Consider the following 21151-nt stretch of genomic DNA (forward strand, 5'->3'; position numbering starts at 1 on the left):
CGGGCGGGCGATAGGCTCGCCCCGGGTGCCCACGAATCAGGTGGGGCCTGTGCGATGCGAGGAGGGGCCCGGATGGTCGACGTTGCGGTGATGGGGGCGGGTTCGTTCGGAACCGCGATGGCGAAGGTCTTCGCGGAGGCCACCCGTCCGGAGCCGCATCGGGTGCGGATGTGGTGCCGGCGGCAGGAGGTCGCCGACCAGATCAACGAGACCCGGATCAACGCGCAGTATCTGCCCGAGGGTGTGCTCCCCGAGAACCTTTCCGCGACACACGATCCGGAGGAGGCGATGCGCGGCGCCGGGCTCGTGGTGCTCGCCGTCCCCTCACAGTCGCTGCGCGCCAACCTGGGCGACTGGGGGCACCTGATCCCGCCGGACGTCACCGTCGTGAACCTGGCCAAGGGCATCGAGATCGGTACGTTGGACCGGATGAGCGAGGTCGTCGTCGACGCCGCGGGTATCGATCGGGAGCGGATCGCCGTGCTGACGGGGCCGAACTTCGCGAAGGAGATCGCGAAGGGCCAGCCGACCCTCGCCGTGGTCGCCTCGGACGACGCCGATCGCGCCTCCCGCACCCAGTACCTCGCGCGCACCGACTACTTCCGGCCCTACACCAGCGCCGACGTGGTCGGCTGCGAGATCGGCGGTGCCACCAAGAACGTCATCGCTCTGGTCTGCGGGATCGCGTCGGGCATCAACCTGGGCGAGAACTCGCGCGCCGCGATCATCACCCGCGGCCTCGCCGAGACGCTGCGCCTCGGAACGGCGCTCGGCGCGGAGCCGCTCACCTTGGCCGGCCTCGCCGGGGTCGGCGACCTCGTCGCAACTTGCAGCTCGCCCCAGTCCCGCAACTTCAGCTTCGGAGCGCGCCTCGGCCAGGGCATGACCGTCGAGCAGGCGCAGGCCGCCGCGCACGGGCAGGTCGCCGAGGGGGCCAAGTCGTGCATCTCCATCGCGGACCTGGCGCGACGCGTCGGCGTCGAGATGCCGCTCACCGAGGCCGTGCGCGCCGTCTGTTACGACGGGGTCCCCGTCTCCCGCGCCATGGACGACCTCCTCAACCGCGACGTCGGCGGCGAGTGGCGCCCCAGGGACGCCGACTAGTCCCACGGCCGTCCGCGCGGGTAACCGCGTGGCCCTCCGTACGGCCGACACGTAAGGTGGGCGACCGTGACGGAGCGAATCAGGGTGGCAGTGGTCTTCGGCGGGCGCAGCAGCGAGCACGCGGTCTCGTGCGTCTCGGCGGGCAGCATTCTCGCCCACCTCGACCCCGAGCGCTACCAGGTTGTCCCCGTCGGGATCACTCAGGCCGGCGAGTGGGTGCTCTCCGACGGCGACGCGAAGGCGCTGCAGTTCGCTGATCGCGCGCTCCCGAGCGTGCCCGAAGGGCCGACGGATCTCGCCTTCCTACCCGGCGCCGAACTGGTGTCCGTCAACGCCGACGAGGCGGGCTCGGTGCTGGGGGCCGTCGACGTCGTCTTCCCCGTTCTGCACGGCCCGTACGGTGAGGACGGCACGCTGCAGGGGCTACTGGAGATGGTCGGCGTGCCCTACGTGGGAGCAGGTGTGCTCGCCTCGGCTGCGGGCATGGACAAGGAGTTCGCGAAGAAGCTGCTCGCGGCGGACGGCCTGCCTGTGGGCGACTTCCACGTACTCCGGCAGCGGGAGACAGAGGTCCCGTCGGACGTCCTGCACCGCCTGGGCCTGCCGCTGTTCGTCAAGCCCGCGCGCGGCGGATCATCGATCGGCATCACCCGGGTCACGGACCTGACCGAGCTGCCCGCGGCGATCGCTGCGGCCCGGAAATGGGATCCGAAGGTGATCGTCGAGGCGGCCGTGATCGGCCGCGAGGTCGAGATCGGCGTGCTCGAGCGGCCGGACGGCAGCGTCGGCGCGTCGGCGATCGCCGAGATCGAGATGGCCGCCGATGCCGAGCACTCCTTCTACGACTTCGAGACCAAATACCTCGACGATCGCGCGCAGTACACCGTGCCCGCGAACCTCACCGAGGAGCAGGCGGCCCTGATCCGCGACCTCGCGGTGCGCGCCTTCCACGCCTTCGACTGCCAGGGCCTCTCGCGCGTCGACTTCTTCCAGACCCCCGACGGCCCCGTCATCAACGAGGTCAACACCATGCCGGGCTTCACCTCGACGTCGATGTACCCGCGGATGTGGGCCGAGTCGGGCGTCGACTACGCCGAGCTACTCACGATCCTCATCGAGACGGCGCTCGCGCGCGGGATCGGACTCCGGTAGCCGCCGGCTACCGGCCGAGGTCGAGCGAGGCCGCCTGCAGGTGCTCCCGGATCGCGTCCGAGGTGGCCTGCACGGCGGAGGTACCGGCACCGTCGGGCACCCAGAGCGTGACGTACGGGCGATGGTCGACGGCCGTCCAGTAGCTGCCCCCGTCGGGGGCGGGCGCGCCCGCCGGTGTGGCCTGCAGCCACTGCACGCCGTTGATGATCTGCAGCTTGGCGGTCGGAGTCAGCTCGGCGGGACGGTCAGTGCCGCACCGCACCTCGACGGCGCCGGCCTTCTCGCTGGACCATCGGGCGAAGCCGCCGGGTGCGGTGTCGTCGGTGCGCCGATAGCCGTCGAGGTCGACGGGGATCGCGCCGAGGAGTCTCCCGCACGCGGCGTCGCCGGACGACGGTGCCGCGATCGACTTCAGGTGGCCGGCCTCCGCGGTATCGCGGGCGTCGCCCTGCTTCTGCTGCGCCAGCACGAGGAACGCGATGAAACACGCGACCACCGCGACCGGCAGGGCCACCGCCGTCGCGAGGAAGGCGGGGCTGCGGCGCTTCCCGGTGTCCGGGGCCGCGGTGGTCTCGTCGTCTGCATCGCTCACGTCCGATACGGTAGCCGCGATGACATCTGAGGAGCCCGAGAGCCCTGCGCAGTCCCGCGTGCGCACTGTGGCGGAGCTGGGGGAGGACGGCGTGATCGCGCTGGCCACCGGCGGTGTGGGTCCGGATCCGCGGATCCCGGTCGGTCCGGGCGACGACGCGGCGGTGGTGGTGGCGCCCGACGGCCGGACAGTCGTCTCCTCCGATGCGATCGTCGAGGGCCGGCACTTCCGGTTCGACCTCACCACTCCCGAGCACGTGGGTCGGCGCGCGATCGCGCAGAACGCGGCGGACGTCGCGGCGATGGGCGCCGTGTGCACCGCCTTCACCGTGACGCTGGGGTGCCCGCCCGAGACCGGCGAGGACGTCATCGCAGGTATCGCGCGCGGCACCACCCTCGGCGCGGCCGAGGCCGGCGGTGCGATCGCCGGCGGCGACGTGGTCCGCACGGACCAGGTGCTGCTCGCCGTGACCGTGCTCGGCGACCTGCAGGGCCGGGAGCCGATCCTGCTGTCCGGCGCGCGGCCCGGCGATCGGGTGGCGGTGTGCGGCACTCTCGGGCACTCGGCCGCGGGCCTGGACGTTCTGCTCGCGGGGCTCGACGGCTTCGACGGCCTGGTTGAGACCTACCGCTGCCCGGTGCCCCCGCTCGCCGCAGGGCCGCGCGCGGCAGACGCCGGCGCGACGGCGCTCACCGACGTCTCCGACGGCCTCCTCCGCGATGCACGATCTCTCGCCCGGGCCTCCGGCGTGACCATCGCGCTCGACGGTGCGCTGCTGGCCCCCGACGCCGAGCTGGTCGCCTGCGCCGCCGTGCTCGGCACCGACGCCGAGCACTGGGTGCAGACCGGCGGCGAGGATCACGCCCTCCTGGCGACCTTCCCGGCCGCCACGGAGCTGCCCGAGGGCTGGCGCGCGATCGGGGCGGTTCTCGCCCCGGCCGCGCTGCCCGCGGGCACCGTCACCGTCGACGGCGATGCCGGGCCGGCGGCCGGCGGCTGGAACACCTTCACCGAAACCGAGGAGAGCGGGCGATGACGGCGAGACCACTGACGGACAGCGTCGAGGCCGGGTGGGCGCAGGCCCTCGCGCCGGTCGCCGACGAGATCGCGGCGCTCGGCGAGTTCCTCCGCGCCGAGAACGCCTCCGGCGACGGATACCTGCCGGCCGGGGCCAACGTCCTGCGCGCTTTCCGGCAGCCCTTCGCCGACGTGCGGGTGCTCATCGTCGGCCAGGACCCGTACCCGACCCCGGGGCACGCGGTCGGCCTCTCGTTCTCGGTCGACCCGTCAGTGCGGCCGATCCCGCGGAGCCTGCAGAACATCTACAAGGAGTACTGCGACGACCTCGAGCTGCCGATGCCCGCGAACGGCGACCTCTCGCCGTGGTCCGCTCAGGGCGTGCTCCTGCTGAACCGCGTCCTGACGGTACGCCCGGGCACGCCCGCCTCGCACCGCGGGAAGGGCTGGGAGAAGGTCACCGAATGCGCCATCGACGCGCTGGTCGTACGGGACGCACCGCTCGTGGCGATCCTGTGGGGGCGCGACGCGGCCTCGCTCGGACCGCGCCTCGGCGACACCCCGCGGATCGAGTCGGTACATCCGTCGCCGCTGTCCGCGTCCCGCGGCTTCTTCGGCTCCAAGCCCTTCTCGAAGGCCAACGAGGCGCTCGCGGGGCTGGGTGCAGAGCCCGTCGACTGGCGCCTGCCGCACCTCGCGCAGGTGCGCTGACGCCCGTCGTCGCGAACGGCGAAGGCCCGCGACCTCGGGGAGGTTACGGGCCTTCGGAACAGCTGATGCGTACTAGCCGCGAACGACCTTGCCGGCCTTGATGCACGAGGTGCACACGTTCAGGCGGCGGGTCTGACCGGGCGCGACCTGGGCGCGGACGGTCTGGATGTTCGGGTTCCACCGGCGGTTGGTACGCCGATGCGAGTGGGAGACCGACTTACCGAAGCCGGGGCCCTTGTCGCAGACGTCGCAGACGGCAGCCATAGTCGTGTACTCCTCGCAATAGTTGAAAACCTGTGCTTCGCCCCGCCGGTCGTAGACGCGAAGGACACGCTCGGACGCGAGGCAACCCTGCAATCATAGACCGATATGGGTCTACGGCCAAACCGCGCCGGGGCTCCTGCGCTGTGCGACGGCCCACTAGGCTGGCAGCCGTGACGGGACCGATTGCGGAGGACGGCCGCGTGGTGGTGGCCTGGCTGGGGCGTGCCGTCCTCGGGCTCGAGCGTGCGGTCGGCGAGATCAACACCCTCAACGTCTTCCCGGTCGCCGACGCGGACACCGGTACGAACATGCTGGTCACCCTGCGTGCGGCCGCCCGCTCCGCCGACGTGGCGGACCGCACCGAGGGGCCGCACGCAGTCGCTCGCGCCACCGTCGCCGGCGCGGTCGCCGGAGCGCGGGGCAACTCGGGCGTCATCGTCTCGCAGATCATGCGCGGCCTGGCTGCGCAGCTCGGCCCCGACGCGGACCTCACAGCCGAGGGACTCGCGACCGGCCTGCGGAACGCGACGGACCTGGTCACCAGTGCCGTCGCCGACCCGATCGAGGGCACCATCCTCTCCGTTCTGCGCGCCTCCGCCGATGGTGCCGGTGCCGCACTCGCCGGCGGTGGGAACCTCGCCGCCTGCGCCCGGGCCGCCGCCGACGCGGCCTTCGACGCCCTCCTGCGCACCCGGGACCAGCTCGCCGACAACGCCGCCGCCGGCGTCGTCGACGCGGGTGGCCGCGGCCTGCTCGTCCTGCTCGATGCGCTCGTCGAGGTCACCTCCGGCGCTGTGCCGGAGCGCCCGCGGTTCGGCCGGCAGATCGCGCCGCACGTCCAGGTGCACGTCGATCACGGTCACACCCACGACCACGCCGACCCGCCCCGCGGCCCGCACGCCGACTACGAGGTGATGTACCTGCTGCCCGCCGCCACCGAGGCCACGGCGAACAGGCTGCGCACGGAGTTGCAGGCGTTCGGCGATTCGGTGGTGGTGGTCGCCGCGGCCGATCCCGACCCGGTCGCGACGTGGTCCGTCCATACCCACACCACGGAACCCGGAGCCGCGATCCAGGCGGGCCTACGGCATGGGAAGCTGCGCAGCATCGCCGTCAACGTACTGCAGGAGGCGGGCCACGCCGAGACGCCGCTGCAGGCGCTGCTCGACGCTCCGCGCGCGATCGTCGCGCTCGTCTCCGGTGACGGCGCCGCGGAGCTGTTCACCGGCGCGGGCGCGGAGGTGATCCGGTGCGACAAGGGGATGACCCACGCCGAGCTGCTCGCCGCGCTGCACCGGTTCGAGGGCCGCGAGGTGCTGCTCATGCCCAATGGCGCGCTGCCCACTCCGGAGCTGCTGGCGGTCGCCGCACGGTCCCGCGAATCCGGCGTGCTGGTGACGCTGCTACCGACCTCGTCGATGGTGCAGGCGATCGCCGCGCTCGCGGTGCACGAGCCGAACGGCCACGCCGCCGACGACACCTACTCGATGGCGGAGGCCGCCGCGGGCGCGCGGTGCGGGTCCGTCGTCGCCGTCACGGAAGACGCGCTGACGATCCTCGGGCCCTGCGGTCCCGGCGACTACCTCGGCATGGTCGGCGGCGAGGTCGTCGTCCTCGAGGAGGACCAGTACTCCGCGGGTGAGGCGCTCGCCGAGCTCCTGCTCGCGACGGGCGGCGACATGGTGACGGTGCTCCTCGGCGATGCGGGCGACGGTGACTTCCCCGACCGGGTCAGCGCCGCCCTGCGTCCCGACCGCCCCGAGGTCGAGGTGGTCGGTTACGTCGGCGGGCAGAACGCGAGCGTGATGGAGATCGGCGTCGAATGACCTCAGCGCGCCCCCTCACGCTGCAGACGCCGCTCGCCGAGGCCGTCGACCCTGAGATCGCCGATGCGGCGACTGCCGAGCTCGGACTGGTCACCGTCGGCGACCTGTTGCGGCACTTCCCGTTCCGGTACGAGGGCGGGGCCGTCGAGGACGACGGGACCCGGCGCTCCGAGCCGCGGATCGGCGACGACGTGGTGGTGATCGGCACGGTCACCGCGATCACCCCGCCGCGCGCACACCATCGCGGCAAGAAGATGTTCAAGGTGCAGGTGGTCAACAAGGTCCGCGCCTATGACGTGACCTTCTTCAACTACCTGCCCAAGCCGATCCAGCCCGACCGGCAGCTGCTGCTGATCGGCCGGCTCGGCGAGTTCAACGGCAAGCTGCAGCTCACTCATCCCGAGTGGCTGGTCCTGCCGGACACCACGATCACCTCGGCCGAGGCACTCGCCGCCAACGAGGCGGGCTCGACCAAGGCCGGGTCGAAGCGGCTCAAGTTCGCCGACCTGAGCCTGCTGATGCAGCCCACCGTGCCGATCTACCACGGCACCAAGAACATGCCGACGTGGCTGATCCTCTCGCTGGTCGACAGCGTGCTGAGGAGGCTCGCGCCGGTGCCCGAATCGCTGCCGCCCGAGTTCCTCGCGCTCCACGCCCTCATGAGCCTCGACGACGCGGTGCGGGCCGCGCACAAGCCCGACGGCCGAGCCCAGGCGGACCGGGCGCGCCGCCGCCTCGCCTTCGACGAGGCCGTCGCGATCGAGACCGCCCTCGCCCGCCGGGCGCACGACGTGGGCATCGTCGGCGCGCCACCGTTGCGCGCGCCCGACGGTCCGCTGCAGGCGGGACTACGGGAGCGGCTCCCGTTCTCGCTCACCGCGGGCCAGGATGAGGTGCTCGCCGAGATCCTCGGCGACATGGCCCGCGACCACCCGATGACTCGCTTGCTGCAGGGTGAGGTCGGTTCCGGCAAGACGTTGGTCGCGCTGCTGGCGATGCTCGCCGCCGTCGACGCGGGACACCAGGCTGTGCTGCTCGCCCCGACGGAAGTGCTCGCGACGCAGCACCTCCTGTCGATCACCGCGATGCTCGGCGATCTGGCCGAGGCGGGACAATTGGGTGCGGCCGACGCCGCCACGACGGTGACCCTGTTGACGGGCTCGATGACCGTCAAGCAGCGCCGAGCGGCACTCCTTCGCATCGTGACCGGCGAGGCCGGCATCGTGATCGGTACGCACGCGTTGCTCGAGGACACCGTCGAGTTCTTTCGGCTGGGTCTCGTGGTCGTCGACGAGCAGCATCGGTTCGGCGTGGAGCAGCGCGACCGGCTGCGGCGCAAGGGTACCGGCGAGAGCACTGACGACGACGCGATGCCGCACCTGCTCGTGATGACGGCGACGCCGATCCCGCGCACCGTCGCCCTGGCGCAGTTCGGCGACATGGCCACGTCCGTGCTGCGAGAGCTACCCCGTGGGCGGCAGCCGATCCAGACCTCTGTCGTCCCCGAGGACCGGGAGGCCTGGGTCGCGCGGGCCTGGGCGCGCGTGGACGAGGAGGTCCGATCGGGCCGCCAGATCTATGTCGTGTGCCCGCGGATCGGCGACGACGCGACGGGCGAGCAGGCCAAGGCCGGTTTCACGGACGAGGACTACGATTTCGACAAGCCGACGACCGCGCCGAAGGCGCAGGCGCGGAGCTCTTCCCGTGACGATCGCGACGATCGTGACGAAGAAGAGGAAGCGAAGCCGAAGACCGTCTCGGCGATCGAGATGTACGACCAGCTGTCGACGGGACCGCTCGGCGAGCACCGGATCGCGCTGCTGCACGGGCGCCTTCCCGCCGAGGAGAAGTCCGACATCATGGCGTCCTTCGCCGCCGGCGAGATCGACGTCCTGGTGGCGACCACCGTGATCGAGGTCGGCGTCGACGTCGCGAACGCCACCACCATGGTGGTGCGCGACGCCGACCGGTTCGGCATCAGCCAGCTGCACCAGCTGCGCGGCCGCGTCGGCCGAGGCGGGTTGCCCGGGCTCTGCCTGCTCATCACCGCTACCGGGTCCGAGCGGACACTGGAGCGACTGCACAAGGTCGCCGAGACCGTCGACGGCTTCGCACTGGCCCAGCTCGACCTCGAGTACCGCGGCTTCGGCGACATCCTCGGCGTCGACCAGTCCGGCCTCGCGCGGCGTCTGAGCTTCCTCGACCTCGCGCAGGACGGCGACGTGCTCGCCGCGGCACGGGATCTCGCCTACGAGATCGTCGGCGAGGACCCGGATCTCGAGCGCCACGCGGCCCTGCGGGCCATGAACGACGTCATCCTCGGCGGAGACCGCGGCGACTACCTCGACAAGGCCTAGTCCGGACGATCTCCGGCATCAGCGCGCGGCGAAGACCGAGGCGAGTTGGCGGCCCCAGAAGTCGACGACCTGCTCGCGGCGCGCCTCGTCGTCGGACAACAGGTCCGCGAGGCCGAGGCCACGCGCGAGGTCCAGCGTCGCCTGCACTGCGCGCCGGGCCTCCTCGTCGTCCCGGTCGACGCCGAGCAGGCGCATGGCGAGGGCGAAGACCTCGCGGGAGTGCTTGTTCTCGAAGGGCAGCATCCGCTCACGGAGCGCGTCGTCGCTCGCGGCGGCGGTCCACACGTGCAGCGCGGCCTTGAACAGGTCGTCGGTGTAGTACTCGACGATGAGCCGAGCCACCGCGTGCGGGCGGTCGGGCCCGTCTGGCACCGCGGCGCCCGCCTGCGCGACCTGCGCGAGTCGCTGCTCGCCCATGTACTCCAGCGCGGCGCTGATCAGGTCCTCCCGCGTGGGGAAGTGGTGCTGCGCGGCGCCCCGCGAGACCCCCGCCTGCCGCGCCACGCTGCCCACCGTGGTGGCCGTCCATCCGCGTGCGGCGAGCGACGCGATGGTGGTCTCCAACAGGCGCTGGCGAGTCTCGCGGCTGCGGGACTGCTGGGGTGCGCGGATGGGCGGGCGAAGGGGAGTCATCGCGAACAGCTTATTCCGCCGGTACCGGTTCGGCCCAGCTCGGCGCGCGCTTCTGCAGGAACGCGGTGATCCCCTCGACGGACTCGGTGGAGCCGAACAGTCGCGCGGACTGCTCGCCGAGGGCGTCGGCCCGCTCGTCGAAGGAACGCAGCACGTCGTGCCACAGGATCTGCTTCGTCTCGCGCAGGCCCTGGGGGCTGCACAGCTGCAGTTCGGCGAGCTGCTCCGCGACCGCAGCCGCCGGGTCGCCGACCGCCGCGGTGATCAAGCCGTACCCGGCGGCCTCGGCGGCGTCGAACTTCCGTCCCGCGAGCAGCAGCGTGGAGGCGACCCGCGAGGGCAGGTGTGGCAGCAGCACCAGCGAGACCATCGCCGGCGCGACGCCGATCCGCGTCTCCGTCACGGCGAACGACGCCCCGGGACCGGCGAAGACGAAGTCGCACGAGCCGATGAGGCCGAAGCCACCGGCTCGGACGTGCCCGTCGACCTGGGCGATCACCGGCTTCGGGCACTCGATGATCCCGCGCATCGCACCGATCATCGCCAGCGTGCGCGACTTCGGATCGCTCCCTGCCCCGTTGGCCGCAGCTTCCTTGAGATCGGCGCCCGCGCAGAAGGTCGTGCCGGTGTGGGTGAGCACCACGGCGCGCACGGCATCGTCCGCGGCGGCCCGCTCCAGTCCCGCACTCAGGTCGGCGAGGAGCCGCTGCGAGATCGCGTTCCGGTTGTGCGGGCTGTCGATCGTGAGATACGCGGCACCGCCGCGCGTCTCGTATCCGACCAGAGACTCGGTCATACGGGCTCCTAGTAGCTCTTGGGCAGACCGAGGCTGTGCTCGGAGATGAAGTTGAGCACCATCTCGCGGCTGACCGGGGCGATGCGGAACAGCCGCGAGGCCACCAGCATCTGTGCCAGGCCGTACTCGGTGGTGAGGCCGTTGCCGCCGAGCGAGTGGATCGCCCGGTCGACGGCCTTCGCGCCGGCCTCGCCGCCGGCGAACTTCGCCATGTTCGCGGCCTCGGCGGCGGCGAACTCCTCACCGGCGTCGTACAGCGTGGCGGCCTTCTGCAGCATCAGCTTCGCCAACTCGGTCTCCACCTTGAGCTCGGCGAGCGGGTGGGCGATGGCCTGGTGCGCGCCGATCGGCACCTTGAAGACGGTGCGCTGCTTGGCGTAGTCCACCGCGCGATCGATCGCGTAGCGGGCCGAGCCCACCGAACCGGCCGCGGCCATGATGCGCTCGGGGTTGAGACCCGCGAAGAGCTGCGCGATGGCGGCGTCGGGTTCGCCGACGAGAGCCTCGGCGGGCAGCCGGACGTCGTCGAAGAACAGCGTCCACTGCGACTCCGGCAGGCCGACCTCCATGGGGATCTTGGTCTTCTGCAGGCCGGGGGAGTCGGTGGGCATGAGGAAGAGCGCAGGACGCAGCTTGCCGGTCTTCGCGTCCTCGCTGCGCGAGACCACGAGGATGACGTCGGCCAGCTCGATGCCGGAGATGAAGGTCTTCTGGCCGGAGATGATCCAGTCGGAGCCGTCGCGGCGGGCGGTGGTGGTGATCCGGTGGCTGTTGCTGCCCGCGTCGGGCTCGGTGATCGCGAAGGCGGCGATGGTCTCGCCGGAGGCGATGCCCGGCAGCCAGCGCTGCTTCTGCTCCTCCGTGCCGAACCTGGAGATGATGGTGCCGTTGATCGCCGGGGAGACCACCAACATGAGTAGAGAGGAACCGACTGCCGCGAGCTCCTCGCCGACGATGCCCAGCTCGTACATGCCGGCGCCGCCGCCGCCGTACTGCTCGGCGATGTTCACACCGATGAGGCCGAGATCGCCCGCGGCCTTCCACAGCTCGGTGGGGCCCTCGCCCGCCGCGATCTTCTCGCGCATGTACTCGGGGCCGAACTTGCGGCCCAGCTCCGAGACGGTCGCGCGGAGCGCCTGGCGCTCCTCGGATTCGATGACGTCCATGGAAATGCTCATGTGTTCCTACTCCGAATCTTCCAGCACGGCGACGACGGCGCCGGCATCGATGTTCTGGCCCACTTCAACGGCGATGGTCGTGATGACGCCGTCTGCGGGGGCGGAGATGGCGTGCTCCATCTTCATCGCCTCCATCCACAGCACGGGCTGCCCGACGGTGACCGAATCGCCCTCCTGGGCGCCGATCCGGGTGATCACGCCGGGCATCGGCGCGAGCAGCGAGCCCGCCGCCGCGGCGGCGTCCGCCGACGGGAGGGGGTCGACGAGCGTGAGGGTCGCCGCGCCGCGCGCGGTCTCCACCTCGACGACGGTGCGGTCCCCGGGGTACGTCGTCACGGCGACGGTGCGCCGGATCCCGTCGCGTTCGACCGCGACCGTCGCGCGGTCACCGTCGTCGGTGATGGTCGCGACCTGCCCGCCGTCGGCGCGGAACTCGCGCTCGTCTGTGGTCCGGAACTCGGGGACCAGGGTGCGGGAGCCGAGGTTGCGCCATCCCGGCGCGACGTGCGGCAGCGGGCTCGCCGCGGCACCCCGGCGGTCGAGCACGGCGCCGGCCGCGGACGCGGCCTCTGCGAGCTCGGCCTCGTCCAGCAGGGGCGCGGCGAGTCGCTCGAGTCGCTCGCCGGTGAGGAAGTCGGTCGCGAAGTCGCCGGCCTTGAAGTCGGCGTCGGCGAGGATCCGCACCAGCAGGTCGCGGTTGGTGGTGATGCCGTGGACGACCGCCTTGCGCAGCGCCGCTTCGGTGATCGCGAGGGCCTGCGCTCGGGTCGGCGCGAAACCGATCACCTTCGCGAGCATTGGATCGTAGAAGACCTCGACGACGCTGCCCGCGGGCGCGAGGGCGCTGTCGAGCCGGATGCCCGGGCGATCGGGCCCGGAGAACTCGCTCACTACGCCGGGCACCTCGAAGCGGTGCACGGTGCCGGCCGCGGGCCGCCAGTCGTTGGCGGGGTCTTCGGCGTAGAGGCGGGCCTCGATGGCCCAGCCGCGCGTCGCGGGCGGCTCGGCCGATGGCAGTGGCAGGCCCGCGGCCACGTCGAACTGCAGGCCGACCAGGTCGAGGCCGGTGGTGGCCTCGGTGACCGGGTGCTCCACCTGGAGGCGGGTGTTGACCTCGAGGAAGAAGAACTCCCCGGCGTCGGTCGCGAGGAACTCCACGGTGCCCGCGCCGGTGTAGCCGATGGCCTTGGCGGCGTTGGCCGCAGCCTCGTACAGGGCGGTGCGCATCGCCGGGTGCCGTTCGACGAGGGGCGACGGGGCCTCCTCGAGGACCTTCTGGTGGCGGCGCTGGATCGAGCACTCGCGCTCGCCCACCGCCCAGACGGTGCCCTGGGAGTCGGCCATCACCTGGACCTCGATGTGGCGACCGCGCTCGAGGTACCGCTCGCAGAAGACGGTGCCGTCGCCGAAGGCCGACTTGGCCTCGCGCTCGGCGGTCTCCAGGTTCTCCTGCAGTTCGGTGCGGGTGCGGACGACGCGCATGCCGCGGCCGCCGCCGCCGGCGGAGGCCTTCACCAGGACGGGGAAGTCGCTGTCGGAGACCTGGTCCGGGGTGAGATTGGTGAGCATGGGCACGCCGGCCTCGGCGAGGCGGGCCTTGGCCGCGACCTTGGAGCCCATCGCGGTGATGGCCTCGGGCGAGGGGCCGATCCAGACGATGCCCGCGGCCTGGACCGCGGCGGCGAAGTCGGCATTCTCGGAGAGGAAGCCGTAGCCGGGATGAATCGCCTGCGCGCCGGTGGCCTTCGCCGCGGCGATGATCTTCTCGCCCTGCAGGTACGTGTCGGCGGGGGATTCGCCGGGCAGGCGCACGGCCTCGTCTGCCTCGGCGACGTGCGGCGCGTTCGCATCCGGGTCGGAGTAGACGGCGACGGCGCGCAGGCCGCGGGCGTGCGCCGCGGCGATGACGCGGCGGGCGATCTCGCCGCGGTTGGCGACGAGGACGGACTCGAATGTCGTCATGGAGTTCCTCACATCCGGAAGACGCCGAAGGCGTCGGTGCCGTGGACGGGGCCGTTGTGGATGGCGGAGAGGGCCATGCCGAGCGCCGTGCGGGTGTCGCGGGGGTCGATGATGCCGTCGTCGTAGAGCATGCCGGACATGAAGGCGGGCAGGGACTCCTTGTCGATCTGCGTCTCGATGGCGGTGCGCATGCCGTCGACGAAGGCGGGGTCCATGGCCTGGCCGCGGGAGGCGGCGGAGGCCGCGGCGACCTCGGTGACGACGTCGGCGAGTTGCTTGGCGCCCATGACGGCCGAGCGTGCGCTGGGCCAGGAGAACAGGAACCGCGGGTTGAAGGCGCGTCCTGCCATGCCGTAGTGGCCGGCGCCGTAGGAGGCGCCCGCGATGAGGGAGAGGTGCGGCACCTCCGAGTTGGAGACGGCGTTGATCATGATCGAGCCGTGCTTGATCATGCCGCCGCGCTCGTACTCCGCGCCCACCATGTAGCCGGTGGTGTTGTGGATGAACAGGAGCGGCGTGTCGTAGCGGTTCGCCAGCTGGATGAACTGCGTCGCCTTCTGCGCCTCCTCGGAGAACAGGACGCCGCGGGCGTTGGCGAGGATGCCGATCGGGTAGCCGTGCAGGTTCGCCCAGCCGGTGGTCAGCGAGCCGCCGTAGAGGGGCTTGAACTCGTCGTAGTCGGAGTCGTCGACGATGTGGGCGATGATCTCCCGCGGGTCGAAGGGGATCTTGAGATCGTCCGGGACGATGTCGAGCAGACCCTCGGCGGCGTAGCGCGGGGGCTTGACCACGGCCGACGGGGCCGTGCCCTGCTTACGCCAGTTGAGCCGCTTGACGATCGATCGGGCGATGCGTGCCGCGTCCAGCTCGTCGCTGGCCAGGTAGTCGCCGAGGCCCGAGGTGCGCGAGTGCATCTCGGCGCCGCCGAGGGTCTCGTCGTCGGAGATCTCACCGGTCGCGGCCTTCACCAGGGGCGGCCCGGCGAGGAAAACCTTGGAGCGCTCCTTGATCATCACGACGTGGTCGCTCATGCCGGGAATGTAGGCGCCACCCGCGGTGGAGTTGCCGTAGACGACGGAGATCGTGGGGATCCCGGCCTTCGACAGCTGCGTGAGATTGCGGAACATCGCGCCGCCGGGGACGAAGACCTCCTTCTGCGTGGGGAGGTCGGCGCCGCCGGACTCGACGAGCGAGAGCACGGGGAGGCGATTCTCGCGGGCGATGTCGTTGAGGCGCAGCGATTTGCGCAGAGTCCACGGGTTGGAGGTGCCGCCCTTGACGGTGGGGTCGTTGGCGACCACCATCACCTCGACCCCCTCGACCACGCCGATGCCGCCGACGAGGGAGGCACCCACCTGGAAGTCGCTGCCCCACGCGGCCAGCGGCATCAGCTCGAGGAACGGCGAGGCGGGATCCAGCACGCTGTCGATGCGCTCGCGGGCGGTGAGCTTGCCGCGCTTTCGGTGCCGCTCGACGTACTTTTCACCGCCGCCCGCGAGGGCCTTGTCGAACTCGGTCGTGAGGTCGGCCAGCTTGTCGAGCATCGTCTTGCGGTACGCGGCCGCGTCGGGGGCCGGGGTGCTGCGGAGCACCGTCATGAGTGGAGTCCTTTGCCCTTGTAGGTGTCTGAGTGGGTGCCGGGGTGGGGGATCACTTGTAGCCGAGGCGGTTGGCCGCGAGCGTGGTCAGGATCTGGGTGGTGCCGCCGCCGATGCCGAGGATGCGGACGTCGCGGTAGTGCCGCGATACCTCGTACTCGGACATGTAGCCGTGGCCGCCGAACAGCTGCACGGCCTCGTTCGCGACCCACTCGCCGCACTCGACGGCGGTGTTCTTCGCGAAGCAGGCCTGGGGCACCAGCTCCGCGGCCGCCGCCGGGCCGCCGGATTCCATCGCCTCCGCGTACTGGTCGGCGACGTGCCGGCTGTACACACGGGCGACCTCGATGCGGCGCCGCATCTCGGTCACGGTGTTCTGCACGGCCTGGCGCTTGATCAGCGGCTGGCCGAAGGTCTCCCGGGTGCGGACCCAGTCGAGTGTGAGGTCGAGGCAGCGCTGCGCGTGCGAGTAGGCCTGCACGGCGAGGGCGAGGCGCTCGGTGACGAAGGCGGCGCCGATCAGCAGGAAGCCGCTGCCCTCGGGGCCGATGAGGTTCTCCGTGGGGACGCGGACGTCGGTGAAGGAGAGCTCGGCCGTGTCCGAGGCGTGCCAGCCCATCTTCTTCAGCGGGGCGCTCACCTCGAAGCCGTCCAGACCCTTGGGAATCACGAGCAGGCTGATGCCGCTCGCGCCCTCGCCGCCGGTGCGGACGGCGGTGACCACCCAGTCGGCGCGGATGCCCGACGTGATGAAGGTCTTGGCGCCGTTGACGATGTAGTGATCGCCGTCCTTGCGGGCCGTGGTCGTGAGGTGGCTGAGATCGGAGCCGCCGCCGGGCTCGGTGAGTCCGAGGGAGCTGATCTTCTCGCCGGCGAGGACGGGTGCGACCCACTTCGCCTTCTGCTCGTCGGTGCCCGCGAGGATGATGTGGGGCACTGAGATCCCGCAGGTGAACAGCGAGGCGAACAGGCCGCCGGAGCCGCCGGCCTCGTGCATGGCCTCGCACACGATGAGGGCGTCGCGGGGGTCGCCGTCGCCGCCGCCGACGGACCCGGGGAACGAGACGCCGAGCAGGCCGAGGTCGCCGGCCTTCGTGTGCAGCTCGCGGGGGAGCAGGCCGCCCGCCTCCCAGTCCTCGAGATTCGGCAGGATCTCGCGCTCGGTGAACGCGGTCACCGTCTTGCGCAGCGCGATCCGCTCCTCGGACTCCCACAGGCTGGTCATGCGATCTCCTTGGTGGTGTGGCCGGCGGGGAGCAGGCCTGCGGGCAGGTCGATGTAGCGACCCCGCAGCCACTCGCCGACGCCCTTGGCCTGCGGGTCGAACCGGTAGCCGTGGGCGACGCCCTTGCCCAGCAGGTCCTCGACGACGAAGTTGAGGGCCTTGAGGTTGGGCAGCTCGTAGCGGCGGACGGGGAGGTCCGCGGCCTCCGGAAGGAGTTCGCGCAGAGCCTGTTCGGTCAGATTACTGCGCAGCCATTCGTACGCCGCGTCGGACTCCGCCCAGACGCCGACGTTGGCGCTGCCGCCCTTGTCGCCGCTGCGCGCGCCGAAGACCGTGCCGAGCGGGACGCGGACCGTCGGGCCTGCGGGGCGTGCGTCGTCGCCGCCCGGTTGGGAGGGGTCGGCGGGGAGTTCCTGGACGACCGCCGGCGCCGCGATGTCGGCGACGGTGCCGTCAGGCCGGTGGGCGCGGTGCGGGACGTCGCCGTTCGGCACGTACACGGCCTGGTACACCCCGTACGGGCCGCCGCTCGACGGCGGGGCCATCGGGGAGGCGCCGGGGTAGGTGGCGAGCGCGAGTTCCACGGCGGCGGAGCTGAAGGCGCGGCCGACCCGGTTCGGGTCGGCGTCCCACGCCACCGCGGTGAGCGTGGCCGACGCGGCCGCCTCGGTGGGGGCGTCGGGATGGTCGGTGCGGGCCAGGCGGAACTGCAGGTCCGACGGTGCGCCGCCACTCCTCTCGAGCGAGTCCCGCAGCTGCGCCTCCAGCAGTGCGGCCTTGCGCTCGACGTCGATGCCGGTGAGCAGGAAGGCGATCTCGTTGCGGAAGCCACCGAGTGTGGTGGTCGCGACCTTGGTGGTGGTCGACGGTGCCTCGCCCCGGACGCCGCTGACGGTGACGCGGTCCGGGCCGGCCTGGGCGAGGACCATGGAGTCGAGTCGCAGGGTGACGTCGGGGTTCGCGTAGCGCTGTCCGGTGACCTCGTAGAGCAGCTGCGCGGTGACGGTGCCGACCTCGACGACGCCGCCCGTGCCGGGCTGCTTGGTGATGGCGAAGGAGCCGTCCGCGGCGATCTCGGCGATGGGGAAGCCCGGGTGCAGCAGCTGCTGGATCGGGTGGCGGTCGAAGAAGGCGTAGTTGCCGCCCGTGGCCTGCGTGCCGCACTCGATGATGTGGCCCGCGGCGACGGCGCCGGCGAGGGCGTCGAAGTCGGTGCGCTGCCAGCCGAACTCGGCGATGGCGGGGCCGAGGATCACGGAGGCGTCGGTGACGCGGCCGGTGATGACGATATCGGCGCCGGCGGCCAGGCAATCGGCGATGCCGAAGGCGCCGAGGTAGGCGTTGGCGGTCACGGCGTTCGGCACTCCGAGGTCGGCGGACCGGGCGAGGAGGTCGTCACCGTCGACCCAGCCGACCTTGAGATCGGTGCCGGACTCGGCGACCGCCTTCTCGACGGCGGCGGCGAGGCCGCCCGGGTTGAGGCCGCCGGCGTTGACGACGACCTTGGTACCGCGCTCGGCGAGGAGGCCGAGGTGCGGGGTGAGGTGCCGCAGGAAGGTCTTGGCGTAGCCGAGATTCGCGTCCTTGAGGCGGTCGCGGCCGAGGATGAGCATGGTGAGCTCGGCGAGGTAGTCGCCGGTGATGTAGTCGACGCGGGGGCCGGCGAGCATCTCGCCGATCGCCGCGGCGCGGTCTCCGTAGAACCCCGAGACGTTGGCGATGCTGATGGTGCGGCTCATTGACGTTCCTCCTGCGGGGCGCGGCCCGTGCCGGGGGCCCCGGCGAAGCACTGCGCAATGGTGAGCCAGTGGGCGGCGTCCTCGCCCGTGGCGACGAGATCGGTGTCGACGAGGTTGACGCGCTGGGTCGCGAGGCGGCAGAAGTCCTCGAGCGAGCCGGTTACGCGCTGCGCGGCGTCGCCGGCGCCGAAGGTGATCTCGGTGCCGTCGGCAGCGACGAGGAAGACGTCGAAGGGCTCGGCGGGCGGGGTCTCGCCGTTCACGGTGTACGCGAAGTCGCGGGTCTTGTAGGCGATCTTCGCGACGTGGGGGAGCGCCTCCGAGGCGTCCAGCTCGGTGCCGGCCGCGTCGGCGATGTCGAGGCCGTGCGCCCAGGTCTCCATCAGGCGGGCGTTGGCCATGGTGGCGGGACGCATGGGCGGGCCGAACCAGGGGAGTGGCGTGCCGGGATCGGCCGCGCGGAGCGCGACGGCGAGCGCCGTGCGGGAGCGGTCCCAGCGGGCGCGCAGGTCCGTGTCCGCAGCCAGCTCGGCGGCGCCGGCGTCGACGAAGCCCATCGGGTCCTGCATCGCGTCCTGGAGGATCGCCGCGAAGCCGTCGGGGTCGGTGGCGGAGACGAGGGAGACCTCGTCGGTCCAGGCCAGATGAGCGACCTGGTGGGCGACGGTCCAACCCTCGGCGGGCGTGGAGATCGACCAGTCGGGGAGCGAATCCGCGATGGCGGCGACGGCGGCCGAGGTGGACTCGAGCGCGTCGAACACGGGGGCTGAAGTGGGCACGCCCACACTCTGTCAGCCGATGACGAAAAAAACAAGCAGCAATGCTTGTTTGCGGCGAGGCGAAGAGAGGGCGAGGCGAAGAGAGGCAGGGCGCACCACGGGGCGGGCGAGCGTTCAGGAGCAGGTCGTCACGGACTGATCGACGACGGCGGCGGAGGAGCGGTCCACGGATAGGCCGTACTCGCGGGCGACGAACGCGAACTGCCGCGCGTACTGGCAGTGGAAGCGCTCGTTCGACGGCATCCACCGACCCGGGGGAGAGTCGCTCTTGTTCTCGTTCGCGGGCCCGTCGACGGCCACGAGGTTCCGCGGATCGTTCGCGAAGGCGGCGCGCTTCGCGTCGTCCCACGACCACGCGCCCATGTCCCAGGCATAGGCCAGCGCGACCACGTGGTCGATCTGCACCTTGGCGGAGGTCTTCGCGCCGCGCTCGAAGCGGATGGTCGCGCCGCCGTACGGATCGACCAGCACCCCCGTCGCGACGGCACGGGGGCAGGCGGAGGTGCGGACATAGGTCTTGTCCTTCAGGTCGCGGTCCAGCACGTCGTTGCGGGTGTCGCAGCCGTTGTGGCCGAGCGGCGCCGACTGATCGTCCGTCCACGCCGCGCCGAAGGCGGCCCGACGGTAAGGCTGCGGCGCGCGTTCGCGGGCGGCGAGGATCCGGACCCCTGCGAGCGGCGCACCGTCGGATACGGTGGCCGACGGGGCGGCCGAACCGGTGGTGGGCTCGGCCCCGGACCGGTCCCGGTAGGCGCCGATCGCGACGAAGACGGCGGTCGCCGTGACCAGGACGAGCGCGAGCCACGACCGCCGGGACAGGCTGCGGGCGGTTCTCCGGCGGGACACGTCGGCAACCTAACACCGCGGACCGACAAGTCCGGCCCGCCACGTATTCTCGGACCATGAGCACGCCCACCGCCCAGGACGCCGAACTGCAGGCCGCGACCGTCGCGGTCGAGGAGGCGGCCCGCGCCGCCCGCGCCGCCTCGAAGCAGCTGATCACGCTGACGACCGAGCAGAAGAACGCCGCGCTGCACGCCGCCGCCGACGCGCTGCTGACGTACAAGGACCGGATCCTCGCGGCGAACGCCGAGGACGTCGAGCGAGCCCGCGCCGCCGGCACTGAGGAATCGCTCATCGACCGGCTCGCGCTCAACGAGGCCCGGGTCGACGGCATCGCCTCCGGCCTGCGGCAGGTCGCCGGCCTGCCGGACCCCGTCGGGAACGTCCTGCGCGGGTCCACCCTGCCCAACGGCCTTGAGCTGCGCCAGGTCGCCGTGCCCCTCGGTGTGGTCGGCATCGTCTACGAGGCGCGGCCGAACGTCACCGTCGACGCCTTCGGCCTCACCCTCAAGTCGGGCAACGCCGTGTTGCTGCGCGGCTCCAGCTCGGCGGCCTCGTCGAACGCGGCCCTGGTGGCCGTGCTGCGCGAGTCCCTGGAGGCGAGCGGCATCACGCCCGACGCGGTCGCGCTCCTCTCCGCCGACTCGCGCGCCAGCGTCACCGCGCTGATCCGCGCCCGCGGGCTCGTCGACGTGGTCATTCCGCGCGGCGGCGCCGGGCTGATCGCGGCCGTCGTGCGCGACGCGACCGTGCCGACCATCGAGACCGGTACGGGCAACTGCCACATCTACGTCCACCCCGCGGCCGACCTCGACATGGCAGAGGAGATCGTGCTCAACGCCAAGACCCGCCGTCCCAGCGTGTGCAACACCGTGGAGACCGTGCTCGTGGACCGCGCGCTCGCCGACACCTTCCTGCCCCGCCTGCTCGGCACCTTCCAGGCCGAGGGGGTGGTAGTGCACGGCGATGAGACCGGGATGGTGCCCGCCACCGAGACGGACTGGGCCGACGAGTACCTCAGCCTCGACGTCGCGGTGAAGATCGTCGACGGGCTGGATCAGGCGATCGAGCACATCGACCGCTACGGCACCGGGCACACCGAGGCCATCGTCACCGGAGATCTTGCCGCCGCCCGCGCCTTCACCACCCGCGTCGACGCTGCCGCGGTGATGGTCAACGCCTCCACCGCCTTCACCGACGGCGAGCAGTTCGGCTTCGGCGCCGAGATCGGGATCTCGACGCAGAAACTGCATGCCCGCGGCCCGATGGGGCTGCCCGAGCTCACCTCGACCAAGTGGATCGCGTGGGGCGACGGACACGTGCGTCCCCGGTAATCCCGACCCGCTCACACTCGGCGCCCGGCCCGGTAGGTTGT

18 protein-coding genes are annotated in these 21151 nt (G+C 71.8%); 7 read left to right on the forward strand and 11 right to left on the reverse strand.

The features are described from left to right. The first annotated feature begins 72 nt into the window (after positions 1 to 72). Positions 73 to 1104, forward strand: coding sequence for an NAD(P)H-dependent glycerol-3-phosphate dehydrogenase (locus HNP44_RS18230; RefSeq protein WP_259142699.1), 1032 nt, complete (start codon positions 73 to 75; stop codon positions 1102 to 1104). Between the two features lie 66 nt (positions 1105 to 1170). Then, a complete protein-coding gene (locus HNP44_RS18235; protein ID WP_259142702.1) occupies positions 1171 to 2256 on the forward strand; it encodes a D-alanine--D-alanine ligase family protein in 1086 nt (361 codons plus the stop codon). Positions 2257 to 2263: 7 nt separating this feature from the next. On the opposite strand, the gene HNP44_RS18240 is transcribed toward HNP44_RS18235, so the two are convergent. After that, positions 2264 to 2848, reverse strand: a complete 585-nt coding sequence (locus HNP44_RS18240; protein ID WP_259142705.1) for a DUF3515 domain-containing protein — start codon at positions 2846 to 2848, stop codon at positions 2264 to 2266. Between the two features lie 19 nt (positions 2849 to 2867). Between HNP44_RS18240 and HNP44_RS18245 the strand changes: the two genes are divergently transcribed. Both HNP44_RS18245 and HNP44_RS18250 read left to right on the forward strand, forming a co-directional pair. Continuing rightward, on the forward strand, positions 2868 to 3884 hold the full coding sequence (locus HNP44_RS18245; RefSeq protein ID WP_259142708.1) for a thiamine-phosphate kinase: 1017 nt from the start codon (positions 2868 to 2870) through the stop codon (positions 3882 to 3884). After that, positions 3881 to 4576 carry a uracil-DNA glycosylase gene (locus HNP44_RS18250; protein ID WP_259142711.1) on the forward strand — a complete coding sequence of 232 codons (696 nt, stop codon included), beginning with the start codon at positions 3881 to 3883 and terminating at the stop codon, positions 4574 to 4576. The genes HNP44_RS18245 and HNP44_RS18250 overlap by 4 nt, the downstream gene beginning before the upstream one ends. A 72-nt stretch (positions 4577 to 4648) precedes the next feature. Here HNP44_RS18250 and rpmB read toward each other — a convergent pair whose 3' ends face one another. After that, complete coding sequence (gene rpmB / locus HNP44_RS18255) at positions 4649 to 4840, reverse strand: 50S ribosomal protein L28 (protein WP_068521417.1); 192 nt, start codon at positions 4838 to 4840, stop codon at positions 4649 to 4651. A gap of 170 nt (positions 4841 to 5010) precedes the next feature. Here rpmB and HNP44_RS18260 point away from each other — a divergent pair, with 170 nt between their 5' ends. Beyond that, the gene (locus tag HNP44_RS18260; RefSeq protein ID WP_259142717.1) at positions 5011 to 6666 is read left to right on the forward strand and encodes a DAK2 domain-containing protein; all 1656 of its coding nucleotides are present in this window, start codon (positions 5011 to 5013) and stop codon (positions 6664 to 6666) included. Then, positions 6663 to 9023: an ATP-dependent DNA helicase RecG gene (locus HNP44_RS18265; protein ID WP_259142719.1), complete on the forward strand. Its 2361-nt coding sequence runs from the start codon at positions 6663 to 6665 to the stop codon at positions 9021 to 9023. Before HNP44_RS18260 ends, HNP44_RS18265 begins: the two co-directional genes overlap by 4 nt. Before the next feature lie 18 nt (positions 9024 to 9041). Here HNP44_RS18265 and HNP44_RS18270 read toward each other — a convergent pair whose 3' ends face one another. The 9 genes from HNP44_RS18270 to HNP44_RS18310 all read right to left on the reverse strand — a co-directional run bounded on the left by HNP44_RS18270 (position 9042) and on the right by HNP44_RS18310 (position 19752). Beyond that, the gene (locus HNP44_RS18270; RefSeq protein WP_259142721.1) at positions 9042 to 9656 is read right to left on the reverse strand and encodes a TetR/AcrR family transcriptional regulator; all 615 of its coding nucleotides are present in this window, start codon (positions 9654 to 9656) and stop codon (positions 9042 to 9044) included. A 10-nt stretch (positions 9657 to 9666) separates the two neighbouring features. Then, positions 9667 to 10452, reverse strand: a complete 786-nt coding sequence (locus HNP44_RS18275) for an enoyl-CoA hydratase family protein (RefSeq protein WP_259142723.1) — start codon at positions 10450 to 10452, stop codon at positions 9667 to 9669. Positions 10453 to 10460: 8 nt separating this feature from the next. Then, on the reverse strand, positions 10461 to 11630 hold the full coding sequence (locus HNP44_RS18280; RefSeq protein WP_102102332.1) for an acyl-CoA dehydrogenase family protein: 1170 nt from the start codon (positions 11628 to 11630) through the stop codon (positions 10461 to 10463). 6 nt (positions 11631 to 11636) lie between these two features. Next, the gene (locus tag HNP44_RS18285) at positions 11637 to 13592 is read right to left on the reverse strand and encodes an acetyl/propionyl/methylcrotonyl-CoA carboxylase subunit alpha (protein ID WP_259142726.1); all 1956 of its coding nucleotides are present in this window, start codon (positions 13590 to 13592) and stop codon (positions 11637 to 11639) included. An 8-nt stretch (positions 13593 to 13600) separates the two neighbouring features. Further along, a complete protein-coding gene (locus tag HNP44_RS18290) occupies positions 13601 to 15190 on the reverse strand; it encodes an acyl-CoA carboxylase subunit beta (RefSeq protein WP_259142728.1) in 1590 nt (529 codons plus the stop codon). Between the two features lie 52 nt (positions 15191 to 15242). Continuing rightward, a complete protein-coding gene (locus HNP44_RS18295; RefSeq protein ID WP_259142730.1) occupies positions 15243 to 16415 on the reverse strand; it encodes an acyl-CoA dehydrogenase family protein in 1173 nt (390 codons plus the stop codon). Continuing rightward, the gene (locus tag HNP44_RS18300) at positions 16412 to 18154 is read right to left on the reverse strand and encodes an acyclic terpene utilization AtuA family protein (RefSeq protein WP_259142733.1); all 1743 of its coding nucleotides are present in this window, start codon (positions 18152 to 18154) and stop codon (positions 16412 to 16414) included. Before HNP44_RS18300 ends, HNP44_RS18295 begins: the two co-directional genes overlap by 4 nt. Beyond that, positions 18151 to 18933 (reverse strand): TIGR03084 family metal-binding protein, encoded by a 783-nt coding sequence (locus HNP44_RS18305; RefSeq protein ID WP_259142735.1) that lies wholly within the window; start codon positions 18931 to 18933, stop codon positions 18151 to 18153. Before HNP44_RS18305 ends, HNP44_RS18300 begins: the two co-directional genes overlap by 4 nt. Before the next feature lie 114 nt (positions 18934 to 19047). Next, positions 19048 to 19752, reverse strand: coding sequence for an HNH endonuclease family protein (locus tag HNP44_RS18310; RefSeq protein WP_259142989.1), 705 nt, complete (start codon positions 19750 to 19752; stop codon positions 19048 to 19050). A gap of 83 nt (positions 19753 to 19835) precedes the next feature. Here HNP44_RS18310 and HNP44_RS18315 point away from each other — a divergent pair, with 83 nt between their 5' ends. Continuing rightward, entirely contained in the window at positions 19836 to 21110 is a 1275-nt protein-coding gene (locus HNP44_RS18315) for a glutamate-5-semialdehyde dehydrogenase (RefSeq protein WP_259142737.1), read from the forward strand. Positions 21111 to 21151 lie beyond the last annotated feature (41 nt).

This window comes from Tsukamurella ocularis (assembly GCF_024807615.1).
GTDB lineage: Bacteria > Actinomycetota > Actinomycetes > Mycobacteriales > Mycobacteriaceae > Tsukamurella > Tsukamurella ocularis.